Here is an 18978-nt window from a genome sequence, read left to right on the forward strand (position 1 = left end):
ATATTGACAATGATTTCAATTCATGATCAACAAATTAATGATTATATCTATCGTTTTCCTGAACGATTTGAAATTGACCCTATTAAAAATATTAAAGTAGAAACCCTTCCTCAAGGAGTTTGGAATTTTAATTATCTTGTTACTGTCAACCATCAAGAAAAACTTGTTTTTAAGTTGTATCCAGATAGTAAAGAATCCATGATAGGGAATTCTGGATTGATGGAATTTTTGTGTTTGCAAGCTTTTATTTTTATGCAGATAGCTCCCATACCATTATTTTTCGATGATAGTTGTATTCATTTTCAATATCCTTGTTTAGTTTATAAATATGTAATCGGTGAGACATTAAATATCAATGAAGAAACATTAATTAAAACTGCTAGACTATTTGCTAAACTTCACTCTTTTAATCCTAGTAGCTTAAAAAGTATAAAAAAAAGAAATGATTTTAAGGATGAATTAATCAACAAGATAGAAAAAATGCTTCATTATTATGGAGGATTAAAAAATACAAATATTAATGAATTTAAGGTGTTTTCTAATTTTATCAATCAAGTTAAATATAAATTAAAAAATGCACCTAATTATAATTATAAAGAATCATTACTTCATGCAGATCCAGTCCCTGGTAATTTTATTATGAATCAAGAAAAAGTAGTGTTAATTGATTGGCAAACTCCAATGTTAAGCGATCCAGCTTTTGATATTTGTCTTTTTCTTTCAGAACCTTTTCAATTGTGGGATTTAGATTCGCAGATAACAAAAGTTCAAAAGCAGATTTTTTTAAATGAGTATATACAAATAACCCAAGATAGAGAAATTGAAAAAAGAATGAATCAAAAAAAACCACTATATTTATTAGAATTCGGGTTACACTGTTTAATTAGATACTCAGACTATCTTGAAAACAAGGTTAATCAAGAAATCGCAGAAGGAAGAAAATTAAATTTTGAGAAATATAACACATCTAAAAATATTGTTGTTGACATACTCCAAAACATATTATAGTATATAACTATTATAAATTTCGTGCTACATGATGTAATGCGGTATAGTTAATTACGTAATTTGGGTCACTTAGCGATGGTAAAAGCCAAAAAATTAGGTATAAATACTTAATTAAATCGCCAAGCGATCCAGGATTAGCAGACTACTTTGCATACTACAAATTGCAGTGCGAAATGTAGGTTACCATCTAAATAGTAGTTAAAACAACTTTATGATTATTTCAGAAAAAAAAATACAAAGTTATAAGAAAAATGGCTTTCTAGTCATAGATGATTTCCTCTCAGCTAATGAAATAGCTATCTTAAAAAACGAATCAAAAAGGTTATTGAATCAAAATATTTTTAATAAAATCTTAGAAAAAAATGGAGATGTCCGTATCTTTTTTTCTCCTCATACTGATAGTGAAATATTTGCTAAACTGGCTCAACTTCCACGACTTGTAGAACCAGCCAAACAACTCTTAGGAAGTGATATATATATTCATCAATCAAAAATTCATCCTAAAGTTGCATTACATGGAGAGCAATGGGAATGGCATCAGGACTTTTGGTATTGGCATAAAGAAGATGGCTTACCTACTCCTCGAATACTAAGCGTTGTCATTTTTTTAGATGATGTTAATGATTTTAATAGTCCAATATTAGTGATTCCTGGTTCACATAAGCAAGTTATTCAGTTAGGAATTAATCACAAATCTCTAAGAAGCAATAAAGTTGAACAGTTTTGGTTGGATTCAGTTTTAAATGCAGATAAATACAAAATGGACAAAAATACTCTTGCTAAAATAGCTGAAGAAAAAGGCATTGTTGCTATTAAGGGTTCAGCTGGCTTCGCTATGTTCTTTGATGCTTGTATTATTCATTGCTCTGGAGCAAATATGTCTCCTTGGGATCGATACAGTGTTTTTGTTACCTATAACAGCATAGAAAACACACTTATAGAAATTGACAACCCCCGCCCAGAATTTTTAGCTCAAAGGGATTTCACACCAGTTAAAACTTTATCAGATAACGCATTACTTGAGATGTCAAGTTTTATAAATTATGATTAAGGAAATGAAGTTGTTATTCATGTTTAAATCAAACTCTATTTTGTAAGCCATTAATTTAAAATAAATATGCTGTACAATAATCAAATTTTAGAAACATATAATAAAGATGGTTTCTACATCTTTAAAAATGTTATTGATGCCCAACTAATTGAAGAAGCAAGACAGCACGTTGATTGGTTAATTAAAAATTATCCTCAGTTGCGTCCTGAGCATTTACATCATCCACTAATGCGTGATGATGCGTTTTGGGTTCGTTTAGTCACAGATGAGCGATTGCTAGATATTGCTGAATTAATTTTAGGCTCTAATATTGCTTGCTTTACAGCACATTATATTTGTAAACCAGCATACTACGGTCATGCTGTTCTATGGCATCAAGATGGGGCTTATTGGAAATTAGAACCTATGGAAGCTGTAACACTGTGGTTGGCTATTGATCCTAGTACACCTGAATCTGGTTGCTTGAAAATGATACCTGGTAGTCATCAACTTCCATTACAAGATTTAGAGTTGAACACCAGCGAACCTAATTTGCTATTTTCGACTTTAAACTCTAGTTATATAGAAGCAGAAAAAGCCGTGGACGTTGTTTTACAACCTGGTGATGTTTCTATTCATCATCCTCACATTATTCATGCTTCTGAAAAGAACACATCATCTAATCAACGATGTGGTTTGGATATGGGGTTTATCCAAACATCTACAGCAATTTCTAATGAGGGACTTTACTTAGACCCAATTTTAGTCCGAGGACACATTGTAGAAGGGATTAATCAATATAGAAGCTGGCCTTTGTATAAAGCAGGAAAAACGATAAAGTTCAAAGGTTGGGAGAAATGGAATGACAAAGCTAGTTTAAGAAATGATAATGATTTATTTAATTTAACGTCAAGCGAAGATCCCTTCAATATAACAATGCGAATGATTGAACGTTTAAAACAAGGAACAACTAAAAAATAAATCTCAGTTTTATCAATTATTTAGATGTAATCAACTAAGTAAGATACCATCTTTTCGATTAACATATCTATTGTATTTTTACTTATTGCTGGTTGAGAATATATAAAATTCAACATCATTTTTTCTTCAAAAGTTGAAACTGCAACAGCAAAAACACTTCCCATTGCAGTTAGAGATAAAGCATAGCTAATTTCTTCTAACTTAAAGAGTCCATAATCTGATGGTATTCTCACACGACCAATATTAGTAATAAAAACAGAAAAAGGAATTTTCTCTGGATTATTCAGTAAAAATTCAGTACCTTTTTTGTATGACAAAACTACGTTATATAGTTCGGAAGTTTCTAACTTTTCTTTGATTTGCTGAGTAACTTCTCTGGCTAACTCCCAAAATGGTTTATCTTCTCTAATCTCATGGAATGTGGTTAAAGCTGATACTACCATTGCTATAGTCTCATCGCTAACAGGTGGGTTTAGCCTTCTTCGTAAATCAACAGATGAGCGACAGTTCAAGTACAAATCTCTATCTTCACCCTTAATTGTCTCTGCAACTGTCAACAGCATAGCTGCACACAAAGCACCATGAACGGTTGTATTTTGTTTCTTACAGGAACTTATAATCCTGTTGGTAAACTCAGGTTCTAATTTTCTATTAACTATCCCACAACTGCGTAGTTCATTAGGTAGATATTTTTCAAATTCTAAAGTTTCTGGTTTTTTATTTAACTGCTTATCCTGGAAACTTAATTCAAATATTTGGGGAATTAAATCTTCTAAAGATGGTAAAACAGGCAACTTTGAAACACTATCAATTTGGTTATTAGATAAAATATTATAACATAAATTTAATATTTCAGAATGTAAATGTACTCCTGAAATAGCATCTATTACAGCATGATGACAAGTTGTAATAAAATAATTAAAGTTACTCCTATTATTAATTTTAATTAACACTGCCCTCAACAAAACCTTATCGCTACTGATTTGATTGTTCAATTCATTTTTGGCAATAAATTCCCAATGTTTAGGATCAGAGCTAAAAATTACCCGCAAAGGAATTTGTTGTGTTCCTTCAGTTTCAAAGTGTAAATTATCTAATAAACCAATAATACGGCAATTAAGACGAGGATGACGAATTTGTACTAAATCTAGAGACTGTCTAACAACATCTTCACTGAGACTACCTTTAATTTTGCTTATTATTACTACATTTAATGAGTTAGCAAGGCGATTGAACATTTCCATCCCTTGCTCCATAGCAATGAGTTTTCTATTTTCGGTCATACCCACCTCCAACTATTTCCCGTCCTTAAAGCAACGCATCTTTAACGATTCTACCCCGATTGTGCAACAGCCTGAGACAGATGGTCTTCTGGATTACAAGCTTGTAACCATTACTGTATAAAGGTTTCAGGCATTTTTAGTGGCTGAATATCTTCCACTGAGTGCGACACTACATTCCACTAAGTACGACACTACGTTCCACTAAGTGCGACGCTTTTTTTTTGAAACCTTGCCATATCAAGCATTTCAGACAAGGTTACAAGCCTGATCATACTGATCAGTTTTGATCCACCGAAGGTTACAACAGAGCAAAAAACCAAGTTGCTACTCTAAGTCAATCAACAAAAACCATATCCCGTCCTACTTTGCCAGGGTGATGGGTATGGGTAACTGACAAAAGAAGAGTATGAGATAATGGCTTCTACATGGCGTTACCTGAAAAGAAACTGCCCAGTCTGTAACGGTTCCCGCTCCGACTGTCGGGAAAACCTGCAAAACAATTTAATTCACTGCCGCCACGATGTAATCACTGCACCCGGTTACAAATGTGTCGGCGAGGACATATTGGGTTTTTTCCTGTGGGCTGTTGATGATGGAAAAGAACGTAACTCTGATGAGTGGGAACAATTACGCCAACAAAGAGCAGCACAACGAGGGAAACGACTTCAAGAAGAAGCGGCTCGATGCGATCGCTTACTCCCAATCGAACAACGCGATCGCGCTATCCGCAAACTGTCCCAACAAGTCGGACTCTCCCGCGCTCACCGCCAACATTTACAACAACAGCGGGGTCTATCTGACACAGAAATTGACCACGCCTGCTACTTCACCATCGCTCCCTATCAAGACGTTATCTACATTAACCCCCAATTAGCCGGTATAGACCTGTGGGGTCACCAACTCACTATCTCCAAACCGGGAATAGGTTGCCCAATTTTTGACGTATTTGAGCGCATTATCGGCTTTCAAATTCGCTTCGACAACGCCACCGAACATAAATACAAGTGGCCCACCAGCCGTTCGAGATTCCGTCCCAATGGACCCACCGCTCACCTACCCAATGGTGAACTCCCCATCGCCGTCTGGCGTCCCCTAGGTGACATCCAGCGCTCCAGCATCGGCATAACTGAAGGTGTTAACCCCAAACCTTACATCGTAGCCACCCGCTTAGGTCAACCTTGCCTCGGTGCGGCTGGGGGTAACTTTGCGTCATCACCCCAACAATTTAAAGAATCCCTCGATATCTTATCTACTCAACTCAATACCAAAACCATTGATTTCTACCCCGACGCCGGGGCGATTCACAATTCCCACGTCCTGCGACACTATCGAACCACCTTTAAACTCGTGCAACAATGGGGTTATCAGCTACGAGTCGCTTGGTGGGGTCAAACAACCAAAGAAGAACATTTAGACATTGACGATCTGCTCATCGCTGGACGCTCTGATGAAATTCAATATATCACCGTCGCCCAATTCGAGCTACTCATCCGCCAACCCCACATCAAACTCCATGGATTTAAAGACTTACTCGGATGGTTCCCCAAACTGAAAAACCGTCTGGCTCAACTCAGCCAACGACGCTCCCGTTACGGGTTTGCCCCTGTTGAAACCATTGAAACTGAACCAACACCAGCCACCCCAACAGGAACTATCACCTACCAAGACGGTCAACGATTGGATGCTTGGAGTCGTACCCTAAACCAAAGAGTCCGGTTTATCTGTGATTCATCGGCTACTGGGACAGGTAAAAGCTATGATTGCGGACTCACTAACAACCCATTGTTTGACTCTGGGCGCATCCTATTCTTAAGCTCAGAACACCGCAATCCCACCGTCCCTACTCTCAAAACTTGGACTGACCTAGAAGCGCGTCATAATGGCTTAACCATAGACTCCTTTGGACGCAAGCGTCGTGCTAAATCTGACGAATTACCCCGCATTCCTGCCATACCCCGCATTCGGAGCAACTGCTCCCGCAACCTAACGATTAATGCTCTACGCTCCTTAAACATTGATGATGCGGATACCGTAATCTGTCAAACCTGTCCTCATCTACAAGCTTGTCAGGGAGGTTATGAGTTCGGCTTTTTACATCAGCGTCGAGTAGCTCTCAAATCCAATCGATTCCGCGCCCATCCAGAAAGTTTACCTGACCCGGCTGAGTATGACTATACCAAGGTGGTGTTACTGTGGGATGAATGGTCAACTTTACTGCGAACAACGCGAACTCTGGAAGTCACTCAGAAAGACATAGACCAACTCATTGTTCATTTAGTGACGAAAAAAGATGGTGTCTATTCTGTACTAGAGGATCTCTTGCAGGCTTTAAGAGCGCTGCTGACGGGTGAAATTGCTGCACCATCTCGCTACGGGTGGAATCATGCTGGTGTTTTAGAGTTGCTGCCTCAGTTACCCCAAGACCTTGACTATAACACCATCTCCCAAGCAATCAAACCCGATTTAAGAAAGTTATACCCCAAGGCAAAACATGGATCTGGTGTTGCCAAGTTACCTGCTTCTGTCCGCCATAATTGTAACAACTCTGATGCCACAGTTGCCCAAACTATCAGGGAACAATTTCTCCTACAGTGGCTAGTTCCTTTTCTGACGGTGTTAAATGGAGCAGCCGGACATCTGCGAATTGCTTATGGGGTACTTTCTATCACGTTACCCGATGACCGATTGGTCAGGATTGCTAAAGCTGCCAAAGGGAATATCTTTTTAGATGCTACGGGTGATTTAACGGAGTTAGCCCAGTTACTGGGGGTATCACCTACTGAGATTATTTCGTTAAGGCAGGGTGTAACCCCGCGTAGTAACTTGGAGGTAATTCAGGTAGCGACATTGGGACGTTTGGGAAATAACGATCGCTCTAACTGCTTACAGCAGCGTATTGATGCCATCATTAAGACCATACAGGAAAAAGACCCGACAGCTAAAGTCATTGACTTTAAGGCGTTTGCCCCAGACGGTGCTTTAAGATGGTGGGTCGAATCTCGCGGTGTCAATGATTTAGAATCGACTCAAACACTGATTCTGGTTGGTACTCCCTGTCGGAGTCTGAGTCATCTGGAGGCTGAGTTTACACTCAGGTATGGACGAACGCCTCAACCGGGTACGGTTAAGGTTAAGTATCCGATTCGAGTAGGGAGGGGTAATGAGTTACTTTCATCTTTAGCGCTGAGCGAAGTCGAAGCGCTAAGTGACGCCCAGAGTGGGTCAATTTCCTCGTCTGAACGTCCACCTAATCCGTTACCCCCAACAGAACCACCCTACTTGGAGATGAATGTTTCGGCTGACCCAGAGTTTAGAGCCTTTGTGCGGCGTTGTATACTCGCTGATATTCATCAAGCCATTGGACGACTGCGGGCGCACAGACGACCTCACCAGAAGCTGCGAGTCTATTTTCTGGGAGATTATCCTTTGGATATTCCGGTAACCCTTACTTTAGCATCCAGTATTACCCCAGACGCTGCCAGTAAAACTGAACGGGTTGAGATGGCGATTAAAGCGGCTGTGGAACAGCTTAAACAGACAGGAGAGAAAATTACCCAACGTGCGATCGCGGCAATCACGGGCTATTCTCAGCAGCATATCAGCCGCTTCCGCGATTTACTCAAAATGCTAATTGGTTCTTCTAATAGTAAAATGAGTAAAACTCAGCCTGCACCGGAGCAAGAAGAGGAGCTTCGATGGTTGGCTACTGTGTATCTACCGTTAGTCACCTCTGATTCGCCTGACGAAATATTGGAAACAATGGCAACTACGTGGTCGGTTTACAGTCACAGCGATTTCCAATGGCTGTGGGACGCGATACCTGGTTTAACTCAAATTACCATCCTGGCTAAGTTGATGTTAACGTTACCTGAGCGTCAGTTAAGGGAGTTGGCTCAAATTACTGGGGGGTGAGGGCTATCAAGGATGAACCTGACGCTTTTTGGTGGGGAGAGTTTGTGCGCCATTGGCGCACATTTCCAGGGGTTTCTGCTGGAAGACCCAGGCGCGATCGCTAGACCAGCGCGGCGGAAGTAACTCTCCAGTTAAAAAACGTGTAAAGTCTTATTGTATAAGTCTTCTTCCCTTCTGCCTCCTGCCTCCTGCCTTCTTGCACTAGGGAGTAATCAGAAACCGCCAATTTCTGTCGGTGAGCGCATTTCAGCCACAGCTAAGATAGAGTGCAATCGCAAACCGAGTAACCCTAAATCCCAAATCCCTGTCTGGGAGAGTGTTTTTGCCATTTCTAAGGTAGAGTGTGAACGTTTGACGGTATCCTAAAGAATAAGTACCTGGACATAAATTTTGTGATAAATAAACACAACGATGGTCAAACGAGTTCTGATTGTGGAGGATGATGAAGACCTCCGAGATATCATTCAACTCCAGTACGAGAACGATAAACGATATCTCTTTTATTTTGCTAGTAATGGTAAAGAAGGGTTACAACTTTTATCCACGTATACAGAATGGGAAGAAACCTCAGCAGGACGTTGTTTTCTAGGGTGTAAGATTGACTTAGTGGTGACAGATTTACGGATGCCCTCCAGGTATCGCCATAGTGCGGCTCAGGAAATAAAAGTGGAAAATCAGATTTATGATGGGATAGATTTATTGCGGCAAATTAATAACCTGAAATATCCTGTAGGTAAAATTGTGATTTCAGCGTATGGTAGTGATAAAGTGCTGCAAGAAATCATGGCAGAAGGGGCATTTCGATTTCTGCCCAAACCCTTTACCCTAGAGCAGCTAGAACAAGCCTTTAATGATTATTTTAAACACAAGTCCCATCTGTCTCGGAAAACACCAGGGGGATTCATTGAGCCACGGGGGAATTATTATCTCCAACGTTGGCGGGATGAGAATGGGAAAGCTCGTTCTTTAAGTATTCCCCGGTATAATGTCAAAGTGTGAGAAGTAGAGTTCTAGGGAAAAAAAGAGTGATCGCAATCTGTAATCCCGGAGGAACAGGCTGCCCGTATAACAATACCTCATTTGGCAATTCCAATGTCTGCCGTAAGACGAATTCTACCCAAGCTCGATGAATGGCTTTGTCAGGACGTACTCCATAGTGAGAATCCTGCAATTCTTCGCTAACCGCAATACCTTCAACTGTTCCGGTTCATGAGCATTCAGCCCAGAAGGAAACGCCTTGACCAATATAGGTAGGTTCAAAAACGAACCCGATGCTTCAACGAGAGAGAGCCATTCAGCGTGGTGACGAGCGATACACATTGGAGTTAGCAATTAAGATTTTACGAAGAAATAACCTTATTTTTTCGTAAAAAGGGGATAATTTAAAATTCGTACTGACCAGTCATCAAACTGCTGCCATAGCGACTCATCATCATCCAAAAACGTCATTACAAACTGCTGCGGGTTTTGCTTAAGCTGTTCTACCATTTGTTGCGGTGTTATAACCTCATAATCGCTCAGACTACCACAGCAAAAACAATCACCCGGTTCAGGAATTTCAAAAGCTTCTTCTGGGAGTTCTCCCCATTCAACGTCTACGTCTGAGTAAAACTCCTGTCCGCTACTATAGGGAACCAATACAATCAATCCATTCATTTCATTCTTATCTCCTTAACCAATTGACCTTGTTCGGGTGATACCATAACGCCTGCTGTTTTCTGTTAAACTCTAGAGCGATCGCGCGAATTCCTCTGTAGGAGTAGAGAATTGCCTAAACTGCTCTCTTTTTTTTACTACTGCTTTGACCAAAACGAAGCCTGCACAAAAACAATGACACTCTCCCAATCCACGGTTTGATAGAGTAGAGAGCGGATGAATAGCTCTTTGATAACACGAATTTCTTGCTTGGTAAGGTTCTTTGCCAAATGCGCGGCATAAGAGGGTCGATTGGTTGCAGAAGTCGTCGTAAACCAGCGATCAATTAAAGCGGGTGTAATCTGCATTTGGGTAAATGTCCGATTCTCATCCACGTCAACCCCTAACCCTACCGACTCCAAAGCCTGTCTTAAATCCCATGCGTCCCAATTCACCATGGGATCTAACTTGTCCCTGTAAATCGCCTCTTCTGCTGCCACTAAGCGTTGGTACAAATCAGTATTCAGCTTCGACGAGTCGAGCAAACGATAAAGTCGTTGCGTATAGCGTGGTATCGTTTCAGCTAGTACCAAAACTCCCGACGGTTGCAGCAATTGAACTAATCGTTGAGCTGCTGCTGATTTATCCGGTTCATGAATGAACGCATTGCGCCCGATCATACAGTCAAATCGGATATCTGAAATTTGGGTAGCTAAAACATCTGGTAACTGGGTTAAAGTAGCCGTTAGCACCACAGGACGTTGGAGTTCCGGAAGCGTTGCCACCTGTTCTTGTAAAGCAAGAGCCTCAGCCGATGTTCTCCTACAGGCATAAACTCCCCCTTCTGGTACTTGACGCAACGCTTCAAAGGTCAGTAAACCGCTTCCAGCATTCAAGTCCAAAACAACATGGTGACGCTGAAGTTGAGCCAGAGTGAAAATACGATCGCGTATTTTCTCCAATTGTTCACCCCCCTGACTCAACGTGCGCTGCAACCAACGGTCAATTGTGCGGTGAGTTGGTCCAGTTGTTAGCACTTCAATCGGTGAGACAAAAACGCCCTCTGCCACGGCTTCCAGTTGCGCTTCCCTCCTCCGTTGCACCTGCATCTTAATTTCCCCTTCAAACCCTTGGGTTGAGGGTTGATAAAACACTTGTCCCTGTAGATTCCTCGGTAAGTACTGTTGAGCCACCCAATGGTCGCGGTAGGCATGAGGATAAAGGTAACCCGCTCCATGTCCCAATCCTTTCTTGTCGCGGTTGGCATCCTTAAGGTGATTTGGTATCTCCGCCTCCCGTTCCTTTTCAACCATCGCTAGGGCATCAAAAAAACCCATGACGCTGTTAGACTTGGGAGCATTGGCAAGGTAAAGTGCAGCTTGAGCCAAATGATAGCGTCCTTCCGGCATCCCTACCCACTCAAAGGCATTGGCACAGGCATTAACCACCACCACAGCATTAGGGTCAGCGAGTCCCACATCTTCACTGGCTAAGATTAACATTCGCCGGAAGATGAAGCGGGGGTCTTCTCCAGCATAAATCATCTTAGCTAGCCAGTATAAAGCGGCATCAGGGTCGGAACCGCGCAAACTTTTGATCAAGGCACTGATAGTATCGAAGTGGGCGTCTCCTTCTTTGTCATAGAGTACTGCCCTCTGCTGAATAGATTCCTCCGCCACAGCCAGTGTAATGTGAATGACACCATCGGCATCAGGAAGTGTGGTCTCCACTGCCAGTTCCAAGGCATTGAGCAATGAACGAGCATCACCATTGGCAACATTAACGAAATGGGCGATCGCATCCGGCTCGACTCTGACAGATAGCTTGCCATAACCGCGTTCTGTTTCCGTTAGTGCCTGCTCAAGGACGCGGCGTAAGTCAGCTTCATTGAGGGGTTTAAGCTGAAAAATGCGAGAACGGCTGACAAGAGCTTTGTTGACTTCAAAGTAAGGATTTTCTGTGGTTGCGCCAATCAAGATAACTGTTCCATTTTCCACCCAAGGTAGTAAAGCATCTTGTTGTGATTTATTGAAGCGGTGAACCTCGTCCACAAATAGGATAGTACGTTGATTGTGTTCCTTTTTGCGGGATTGAGCCGTAGAAATTGCCTCGCGAATGTCTTTGACCCCACAAAGGACAGCATTAATCGCAATGAAGTGAGCGCGGGTAGTATTGGCAATAAGAAGAGCCAGGGTTGTTTTTCCTGTCCCCGGTGGACCAAAAAAGATGAGGGAGGAAAACTGGTCAGCTTGAATGGCACGGCGCAGCAGGCGTCCCGGTCCGATGATGTGGTCTTGACCAATAAATTCATCAAGGGTGCGGGGACGCATTAAGGCGGCGAGGGGTGCCTCTTTTTCCATGTAGTTAGCCCTCCTTATCAAACCAGTTGGTCTTCACCTGCATCCTTATGGGTATTTGCCAGTATAAAGCAACCGTTACATAAGACTTACCCAAACTTACCCACTTGCGGACACTTTAATAAATTATTTAACCTTGACAATCTCTTCTATTTCTGCCAATTTTTGTTTCAGGATTTCCTGCAATTGAGTGAGTTGATCTATCTCAGCAGCAGCCAGGGTTTCGCTGGAAAGCTTTTGCAAATTCCCGGTCACTTTAGCAACTTGCTTGATGTTTCGGGACAACTTGACATCCTCTTTCGCCTGAGATGCGATAGTTTCGTTGACTAATTTTCGGGTTTTCGTGGCAGACAATTTCTCCGCAATAACCCTCTGGGTTACCTGAACTCGAATAGCAAGCGCTTCGCCCTCCGTTTTCCCTAAGTTTTTCCCATTAAGTTTAGCCAGCGCCATTCCATGCACTCCTTTAAGTCCCGATTCCCGAATTGCCGTTTTCAGGTCAGGTGCTAAACCTAACATCGGGAAAATATTGGCATCAACTGAGGCGGGATTGAGCTGTAAATCCAGCAGGAGTCCTAACACCGCCTGTTCTCGCTCCTCTAAACCCAAGTCCGCTAGACCCTGCTGTTGGACATCCTCCGTAGCTGTCATCAGTTCAACAACTTGACTCATGCGTTTTTGGGCATTTAATCGTCGCACGGCTGTATTGAGAATCCGGGGAATGTCTGCCGCCTCTATATCTGTATTATCCGCTAACTCTCGTACAATTGCCTCAGCTTTATCCAGGGGATTGAGGTCTTCTCGATGTAACGATGTTAGTAGTGCTTTCCGGTGCAAGGCAACGGGTTCGGAAATAATCACGGCATGGAGATTTTGCCAACCCAAAGCTCTAGCGCTGCGCCAGCGCCGTTCCCCATCAAAGATGACTAAATCACCTCGCCGCATTAAAATAATTGGTTCAAGTTGTCCATCCTTCTCCAAAGAGCGGGACATGGACTCGACACTCTCACTTAAAAAGGTTTGTCGGGGTTGCTCTGGGTTTGGTTGAATTTGTTCAATGGGAATGGACAAAATGCCTGCGGTTGATTCCAATTGCTCTCGCAGGGCAGCGAGTTGAGTTTCTAATTCGTTTGAACCCGCCGCTCGGAGTTCTTCAATTTCTATCTTGAGACGCTGAATTTCTTCCTCAGCTTCTGATAGCTGTTGAGACTGCTTGGCGGCTGAAAAATAACTGGTTAAGTCAGGTGCTTTACGGTTACTCATGATAATTCATTCACCATTCAAATTATTGATGCTAAAGAGGAAGCGATTTCTTTAAAATCAGCCAACGCTGAATGGGAAGGGCGGTGAAGATGTAAGGGTAATCCTTGTCCGCTAGCATTGGCAAATTCAGTACTATTGCGAATAGCTGGAAAGGTGCGGATACCCATCTGTTCTAACTGAAGTGGCAATGACTGATTAAGCTGTCGGTGAACGGCTCTTTTGCGGTCATATTGGCAGGGTACAAATCCTAAAATCTCTGGTTGGGGTTTGAGGCGCAGGTGTCGGCAGTGATAGTAATACCACTCCAGTAAACGAGCCGCTCCTTGAACGGATTTGGGTTCGAGTTGCACGGGAACTACGATATGGGTGCAGGCAGCTAATGCCATCAAGGGTAGAGGACCCAGGGTGGCTGGACAGTCAAAAATAATTAGATCGTGTTCGAGGGGTTGGTCGGTTAAGCTGTCATCTAATAGGTAGGCTCCCCGTTTATGTAAGACAAGTTCATCTGCGGTTTGGGTCAGTATCATTCCTCCTTGGCAGATGGCAACGTTGTCGATGTGATTCGTCCAGCACGGAATTAGAGGCCAAGAGCCATCAAAATTATCGTTCAGTACAGCCGCTAGTGTTTGTTCGGGTTCAGGTGGTGTTAACCCACAAAAGAGGGTCAGTGATCCTTGGGGATCGAGATCCATGAGCGCTACTTTGAATCTGCGCTTTGCCAGTTCATAAGCCAGATGAACTGAAAGTGTGGTTTTTCCACTGCCACCAGCATTGCTGATTACCGCCAGTCGAATTTGCATATCTAGGCAAGTTGAGTGCTATTGGAGCATCATATATCGATATATGATCTGGGGGAAGTAGGCACGACGAAAATTTAATCAGGAGCGCGATCGTACATAAGTAGGGGCTGCTGAATAAGTGGTGTGGTGAGGGGGAGCGGGGGAAGCCGGGGAAGCTGGGGGAGCAAGGGTACATTTTCAGTGATAGTGGTACAAGGGTTTTGATGAGTTTTATTCTCTTTCCTGGAAGATGAGCCAATGTCAATGCTACTCAAAGTATTGATGGCTAATGGTTTTTGGGTTGTGCAGCAAACCCTAAGTAAGGCGACTAAAAAAATCGCGGGAAGTCGCTTGGTGAGGAAATTTCGGGTTTTTGTTTGGGGGATTAATCCAGTTGTCCTCTTGAGCGGAGGAATTTATCGGGGTTGTAATGTTTATACGAAGGTGCGATTGTGGTCAATCGCAAATTTGTGCGCCATGGCGCACAAATTTCCCCCGCTAACCTGGCGAAAAGATAGGGTTCTGAACTGTTGCGGGGAAAATTGTAGAAAATGGTAGATATAGCAATCCTATTTTTGACGGTATTCCCGCGCGATCGCATGCCGATTCGTGTCGTGTCGAGACCTTAATTGATAACGGGTTGCTCTGTTCGACGACCCCTGGGAACGCTTGGTTTGATGGGATTAGATGGGTCAACCTGGGAAAGTGCGATCGCTTCCCTGGAGTTGTCCCCTCATCCCAATTCAGATAACCTTCTACCCATGTCTCATATTTGTCAGCAAGCAGTATTCGGATGGGTTGAGTTGACCATGCCAATGGCACTATAATCCCGATAACGCTACTTACCCGTCTTTGTGTATGAGTACTCAAGTAACCCGCAACCAGCCTCTACAGTCGGAAATCATTAAAGCATGGCAGAAAGGTTATGAGTCTCAGCCCCATGAATATAGCTACTGGATTAATGATATTGAAGGACAAGTTCCTCCTGAACTTAAAGGAACCTTTTTTCGTAATGGTCCAGGACTATTCGAGATTAACGGGCAGCCCATTGCTCATCCCTTTGACGGAGACGGTATGATTTGTGCCTTTTCCTTCAAAGAGGGAAACGTACACTTCAAAAACAAATTTGTCCGCACAGAAGGATATGTCAAAGAACAAGATGCTGGCAAGATTCTCTACAGAGGTTTTGGTACACAGAAACCTGGTGGTTGGCTAAAAAATATCTTTGATTTAAGGTTTAAAAATGTAGCCAATACCAGTGTTGTCTATTGGCATAATAAAATTTTGGCACTGTGGGAAGGCGGCAATCCCCATCATCTAGACCCAGCGACTCTAGATACGAAAGGACTCGATACCTTAAACGGTATTTTGAAACCCAATCAACCGTTTTCCGCTCATCCAAAAATTTTCTATGACCCAGAAACCCAACAAAAAATTCTCATTAATTTTGGCGTTGTCACCAACTTATCAAGTCAGCTACATATCTGGGAAATCGACCAATCAGAGAAACTCTTAGCCACCCATCAGCATCAGCTTTCCGGCTTCCCTCTGCTGCATGATATGTTGATTACTCCTCATTATTATATTTTCTTCCATGTTCCCTTTAAAATTCAGCCCTTGCCATTCCTGTTCGGACAGAAAAGTATTGCTGAATGCTTAAAATTTGACAATCAATCCCCAACTAAGCTGATCGTGATTTCTCGTCAATCTCCCCATGAAATGAAAATCCTTGAAACCGATCCTTTCTTTGTTTTTCACCATGTAAATGCTTGGGAAAAAGAGGGAAAACTTTATTTGGACTCTATTTGTTATGATTCCTTCTTTGAAACCGATTCAAGTATAAATTTTCGAGAAGACGATCTAGACCTTTCCCATCTCCCTAAAGGGCAATTATTGCGCTTTGAGATTGACATAGTTCAAGAACAGGTCAGTTACAAAACCTTAGAAACAACTCCCTTAGAAATGCCCATCATTCATCCTGAAAAACAGGGGTATGAATATCGTTATGTGTATCTCAATTGTGCTGATGAATCTATAGGCAGCATCTTACAACAGGGCATCCGTAAAATTGATATGCATACCGGAGACAAACAAGATTTTTCTGTTGCCCCTTATAGTTTTGTTACAGAACCGATGTTTATTCCCTCACCCAATGCCTCCACGGAGGATGATGGTTGGCTTTTGACATTGGTCTATAATGCGGCTGAACATTGCTCAGAATTATTGGTTCTGGATGCCCGTGATCTGACAAAAGACCCCATGGCAAAGTTAAAGCTGAGTCACCCTATTCCCCATGGTTTCCACGGACATTGGACAAATCAGCTTTTTATCTAAGTTTCATAACCAGACTATGGAAGACCTACTCTCACAGTTATACGCCCAGGTACTCGACCCATCCATTACTCCCCTCAGTGAGGAACACCAACAGCGACTTCAGCAATGTTCTATTGATGAAAATAGTCCTGGCACCATTCTGCGTGACTTTCAAACTCTGCTAGACTTCCTGCACCCCAATGGAACTCAAGTCAGTGGCAGAAATAACGTCTTTCCCCTTAAATTGCTACCTGAAATTAACTCCCGTCTGAGTCATCCCATCCAAACTAATCTCAAACGCCCTCAACAAAAGTCATACCCCTACATCAATGGACTCTATTTATTATTACGCGCCTCTGGGCTATCTCAAGTTAAACGCAAGGGAAAAAAACAAATCCTGGTTTTAGACGAAACTGTACTCCAATCCTGGACAAACCTTAACCCTACCGAACGCTATTTCACTCTCCTGGAAGCTTGGATGATTTTTGGGAATGAAGAAATTTTAGGAGAACGCTATGATTTAATGGGAAACCTGTTCAAATGCGTCCAATTTTGGTCAAGACTTCCTGAAAACGGCTTCAGCATTGCCAAATATAGCGACCAAAAGGAATTCTCCTATTCGCCAGGACTTTACAACATCGCCCTTCTGGATTTATTTGGCTTCCTCTCGGTGGAATCGGGACAACCCGAAGCGGGACAAGGATGGCGGATTACTCATTTACATCCCTTGCCCTTTGGTGATGCTATGGTGCGGTTTTTGTTTACCCTTTGTGGTAAAAAAGATTTTACTTGGGAGTCTCAGGGTAAGGTCAATGTCACCTTCGGAGAGTTACAACCCCATTTTCAACCCTTCTTTCCGGAATGGAAAAATAATTTAGTTCTGACAAATAACGAGTTCACGGATGGGATTTATGTTTTTAAAGTGTCCCTGGAAAAGGCTTGGCGGCGCATTGCCATTCCCGCCAATTTTGAATTAGAGGGGTTAAGCGATAGTATCCTGGATGCCTTTGACTTTGATCATGACCATTTGCATCAATTTATTTACAAAGACCGCTTGGGTCGTAGGGGACAGATAAGTCATCCCTACTGCGACGAATTGCCTTCAACAGCAGAGGTTTGTGTGGGTGAATTGCCACTACAACCGGGGGACAGGATGATATTTCTCTTTGATTTTGGTGATCATTGGGAGTTTGATATGCAACTCGAAGAAATTCAGCCGCCTAATGCCAAAATCAAAATGCCCCAGATTCTAAAACGGTATGGTGAAGCGCCTTCACAGTATTGGGATGAAGAGGAAGATTGGGAGGAAGACGAGGATTGGGATGGAGATGATGAATAGGAAGGTTCAATCAAAAAACACTCAGTACAGGCAGATGGCAAAAGGTTTCAAGGAAAAAGCACCAAAATAGTACCATGAAAAAGCTATTGTTCGGTCTGAAAACGTTTTCCCTGATGGTATTCTGGGGATTGGTGATGAGTGCCAGCACTAGGGCGAGCGCTGGTTTTAAGCCGAGTTCATCTAATCAGGAAAATCGGACGTTTTCAGAAACCTTAGTCGCAGGTCATAAGGGTCTACAATTCAAACGGTGGAGAAGCCAGGAAACTCGACGCTTTTCAGGAGGAATGGCAAGGTGTGCTGGTAAAGCTCAAGTTAATTTAACACCTTTATTACCACAGTTACCGACACCTGATAAAATTCCGGTTGAGTTGACGGTAGAGGCAAATCCAACATTTTTAGTTTATGTGGGTGAGAGTAAGTTTCCCGTAAAGGAAGCTCAGTTTACACTGCTTAATGGAAAAGGTGATAGAGTCATTTATGAAAAAGCTATCTCCCTGCAAGACAAAGTTCCGGGATTTGTTCGTATTAGTCTACCCGAAACCACTCAAATTGATTCAGAGCAGGATTTGTTAGAGGTTGATAAAACCTACAATTGGTATTTTACCATACCCTATGATCCGAATGATGGGAGTTTAGATCCTACTATACAAGGAGTGGTGAAGCGAATTGCCAAAGAAGAGTCTCTGGTGCAAGAATTAGCCAAAACGCCAGAGATGAACCACCCGAAAGTGTATGCAGATTATGGAATTTGGACAGAAACAGTGAGTTCGCTGGCGCAATTACGGGAGCGTTATCCAGATAATCCTCAACTTGAAGCGGATTGGATAGATCTGTTGGAATCTGTGGGTTTGGATAATCGGGTTCCCGAATATAGTGTTAATCGTTCTGAGTCTTAGACTAACAAGATGATGTAGATTGAAGGTTCATGGAACAAGCGTGTAACCCGGGGCAAATTAGTATGTATAATGTCACGTTTGTCAACCTGGAGCGTGGGTTATAGCAAAAGGCAGAGGGCAGAAGGCAGTGGTTCGGCAGGACTTCGGCGTGAGCGCGGCAACTGAGCCTGTCGAAGTTCAGT

Annotated in this window: 14 protein-coding genes; 9 read left to right on the top strand and 5 right to left on the bottom strand. The window is 42.5% G+C overall.

What is annotated here, in order from left to right; translation table 11 throughout:
• Nucleotides 1–9 precede the first annotated feature (9 nt).
• From RIG66_RS28640 to RIG66_RS28650, 3 genes are all read left to right on the top strand, one after another.
• The gene (locus RIG66_RS28640) at nucleotides 10–1008 is read left to right on the top strand and encodes a phosphotransferase (protein ID WP_446382767.1); all 999 of its coding nucleotides are present in this window, start codon (nucleotides 10–12) and stop codon (nucleotides 1006–1008) included.
• A gap of 211 nt (nucleotides 1009–1219) precedes the next feature.
• A complete protein-coding gene (locus RIG66_RS28645; RefSeq protein ID WP_446382703.1) occupies nucleotides 1220–2059 on the top strand; it encodes a phytanoyl-CoA dioxygenase family protein in 840 nt (279 codons plus the stop codon).
• A 66-nt stretch (nucleotides 2060–2125) separates the two neighbouring features.
• Entirely contained in the window at nucleotides 2126–3019 is an 894-nt protein-coding gene (locus RIG66_RS28650) for a phytanoyl-CoA dioxygenase family protein (RefSeq protein WP_446382705.1), read from the top strand.
• Nucleotides 3020–3039: 20 nt separating this feature from the next.
• Here RIG66_RS28650 and RIG66_RS28655 read toward each other — a convergent pair whose 3' ends face one another.
• The gene (locus RIG66_RS28655) at nucleotides 3040–4302 is read right to left on the bottom strand and encodes a phthiocerol/phthiodiolone dimycocerosyl transferase family protein (protein WP_446382707.1); all 1263 of its coding nucleotides are present in this window, start codon (nucleotides 4300–4302) and stop codon (nucleotides 3040–3042) included.
• Between the two features lie 414 nt (nucleotides 4303–4716).
• Here RIG66_RS28655 and RIG66_RS28660 point away from each other — a divergent pair, with 414 nt between their 5' ends.
• The gene (locus RIG66_RS28660; protein ID WP_446382709.1) at nucleotides 4717–8214 is read left to right on the top strand and encodes a hypothetical protein; all 3498 of its coding nucleotides are present in this window, start codon (nucleotides 4717–4719) and stop codon (nucleotides 8212–8214) included.
• Between the two features lie 411 nt (nucleotides 8215–8625).
• A complete protein-coding gene (locus RIG66_RS28665; protein WP_446382711.1) occupies nucleotides 8626–9213 on the top strand; it encodes a response regulator in 588 nt (195 codons plus the stop codon).
• A 357-nt stretch (nucleotides 9214–9570) separates the two neighbouring features.
• Here the strand turns inward: RIG66_RS28665 and RIG66_RS28670 are convergent, their stop codons facing one another.
• The 4 genes from RIG66_RS28670 to RIG66_RS28685 form a co-directional block, all read right to left on the bottom strand.
• Nucleotides 9571–9870, bottom strand: a complete 300-nt coding sequence (locus RIG66_RS28670; protein ID WP_446382713.1) for a hypothetical protein — start codon at nucleotides 9868–9870, stop codon at nucleotides 9571–9573.
• A gap of 137 nt (nucleotides 9871–10007) precedes the next feature.
• Nucleotides 10008–12209: an AAA family ATPase gene (locus RIG66_RS28675; RefSeq protein WP_446382715.1), complete on the bottom strand. Its 2202-nt coding sequence runs from the start codon at nucleotides 12207–12209 to the stop codon at nucleotides 10008–10010.
• A 123-nt stretch (nucleotides 12210–12332) separates the two neighbouring features.
• Complete coding sequence (locus RIG66_RS28680) at nucleotides 12333–13469, bottom strand: ParB/RepB/Spo0J family partition protein (RefSeq protein WP_446382717.1); 1137 nt, start codon at nucleotides 13467–13469, stop codon at nucleotides 12333–12335.
• 17 nt (nucleotides 13470–13486) lie between these two features.
• Complete coding sequence (locus RIG66_RS28685; RefSeq protein ID WP_446382719.1) at nucleotides 13487–14269, bottom strand: ParA family protein; 783 nt, start codon at nucleotides 14267–14269, stop codon at nucleotides 13487–13489.
• A 656-nt stretch (nucleotides 14270–14925) separates the two neighbouring features.
• Between RIG66_RS28685 and RIG66_RS28690 the strand changes: the two genes are divergently transcribed.
• From RIG66_RS28690 to RIG66_RS28705, 4 genes are all read left to right on the top strand, one after another.
• On the top strand, nucleotides 14926–15075 hold the full coding sequence (locus tag RIG66_RS28690) for a hypothetical protein (protein WP_446382720.1): 150 nt from the start codon (nucleotides 14926–14928) through the stop codon (nucleotides 15073–15075).
• A 31-nt stretch (nucleotides 15076–15106) separates the two neighbouring features.
• Nucleotides 15107–16582 (top strand): carotenoid oxygenase family protein, encoded by a 1476-nt coding sequence (locus RIG66_RS28695; RefSeq protein ID WP_446382722.1) that lies wholly within the window; start codon nucleotides 15107–15109, stop codon nucleotides 16580–16582.
• Between the two features lie 16 nt (nucleotides 16583–16598).
• Nucleotides 16599–17900: a plasmid pRiA4b ORF-3 family protein gene (locus RIG66_RS28700; RefSeq protein WP_446382724.1), complete on the top strand. Its 1302-nt coding sequence runs from the start codon at nucleotides 16599–16601 to the stop codon at nucleotides 17898–17900.
• A gap of 74 nt (nucleotides 17901–17974) precedes the next feature.
• A complete protein-coding gene (locus RIG66_RS28705; RefSeq protein ID WP_446382726.1) occupies nucleotides 17975–18796 on the top strand; it encodes a DUF928 domain-containing protein in 822 nt (273 codons plus the stop codon).
• Nucleotides 18797–18978: the final 182 nt, after the last annotated feature.

It is taken from the genome of Coleofasciculus sp. E2-BRE-01 (genome assembly GCF_040221695.1).
Classification (GTDB): Bacteria; Cyanobacteriota; Cyanobacteriia; order Cyanobacteriales; family Coleofasciculaceae; genus Coleofasciculus.

What these genes read in the sequence shown, in the direction of transcription:
- RIG66_RS28640 (WP_446382767.1), top strand. Translation starts at nt 10, where the DNA reads ATGATTTCAATTCATGATCAACAAATTAATGATTATATCTATCGTTTT.
- RIG66_RS28645 (WP_446382703.1), top strand. Translation starts at nt 1,220, where the DNA reads ATGATTATTTCAGAAAAAAAAATACAAAGTTATAAGAAAAATGGCTTT.
- RIG66_RS28650 (WP_446382705.1), top strand. Translation starts at nt 2,126, where the DNA reads ATGCTGTACAATAATCAAATTTTAGAAACATATAATAAAGATGGTTTC.
- RIG66_RS28655 (WP_446382707.1), bottom strand. Translation starts at nt 4,302, where the DNA reads ATGACCGAAAATAGAAAACTCATTGCTATGGAGCAAGGGATGGAAATG.
- RIG66_RS28660 (WP_446382709.1), top strand. Translation starts at nt 4,717, where the DNA reads ATGGCTTCTACATGGCGTTACCTGAAAAGAAACTGCCCAGTCTGTAAC.
- RIG66_RS28665 (WP_446382711.1), top strand. Translation starts at nt 8,626, where the DNA reads ATGGTCAAACGAGTTCTGATTGTGGAGGATGATGAAGACCTCCGAGAT.
- RIG66_RS28670 (WP_446382713.1), bottom strand. Translation starts at nt 9,870, where the DNA reads ATGAATGGATTGATTGTATTGGTTCCCTATAGTAGCGGACAGGAGTTT.
- RIG66_RS28675 (WP_446382715.1), bottom strand. Translation starts at nt 12,209, where the DNA reads ATGGAAAAAGAGGCACCCCTCGCCGCCTTAATGCGTCCCCGCACCCTT.
- RIG66_RS28680 (WP_446382717.1), bottom strand. Translation starts at nt 13,469, where the DNA reads ATGAGTAACCGTAAAGCACCTGACTTAACCAGTTATTTTTCAGCCGCC.
- RIG66_RS28685 (WP_446382719.1), bottom strand. Translation starts at nt 14,269, where the DNA reads ATGCAAATTCGACTGGCGGTAATCAGCAATGCTGGTGGCAGTGGAAAA.
- RIG66_RS28690 (WP_446382720.1), top strand. Translation starts at nt 14,926, where the DNA reads ATGGGATTAGATGGGTCAACCTGGGAAAGTGCGATCGCTTCCCTGGAG.
- RIG66_RS28695 (WP_446382722.1), top strand. Translation starts at nt 15,107, where the DNA reads ATGAGTACTCAAGTAACCCGCAACCAGCCTCTACAGTCGGAAATCATT.
- RIG66_RS28700 (WP_446382724.1), top strand. Translation starts at nt 16,599, where the DNA reads ATGGAAGACCTACTCTCACAGTTATACGCCCAGGTACTCGACCCATCC.
- RIG66_RS28705 (WP_446382726.1), top strand. Translation starts at nt 17,975, where the DNA reads ATGAAAAAGCTATTGTTCGGTCTGAAAACGTTTTCCCTGATGGTATTC.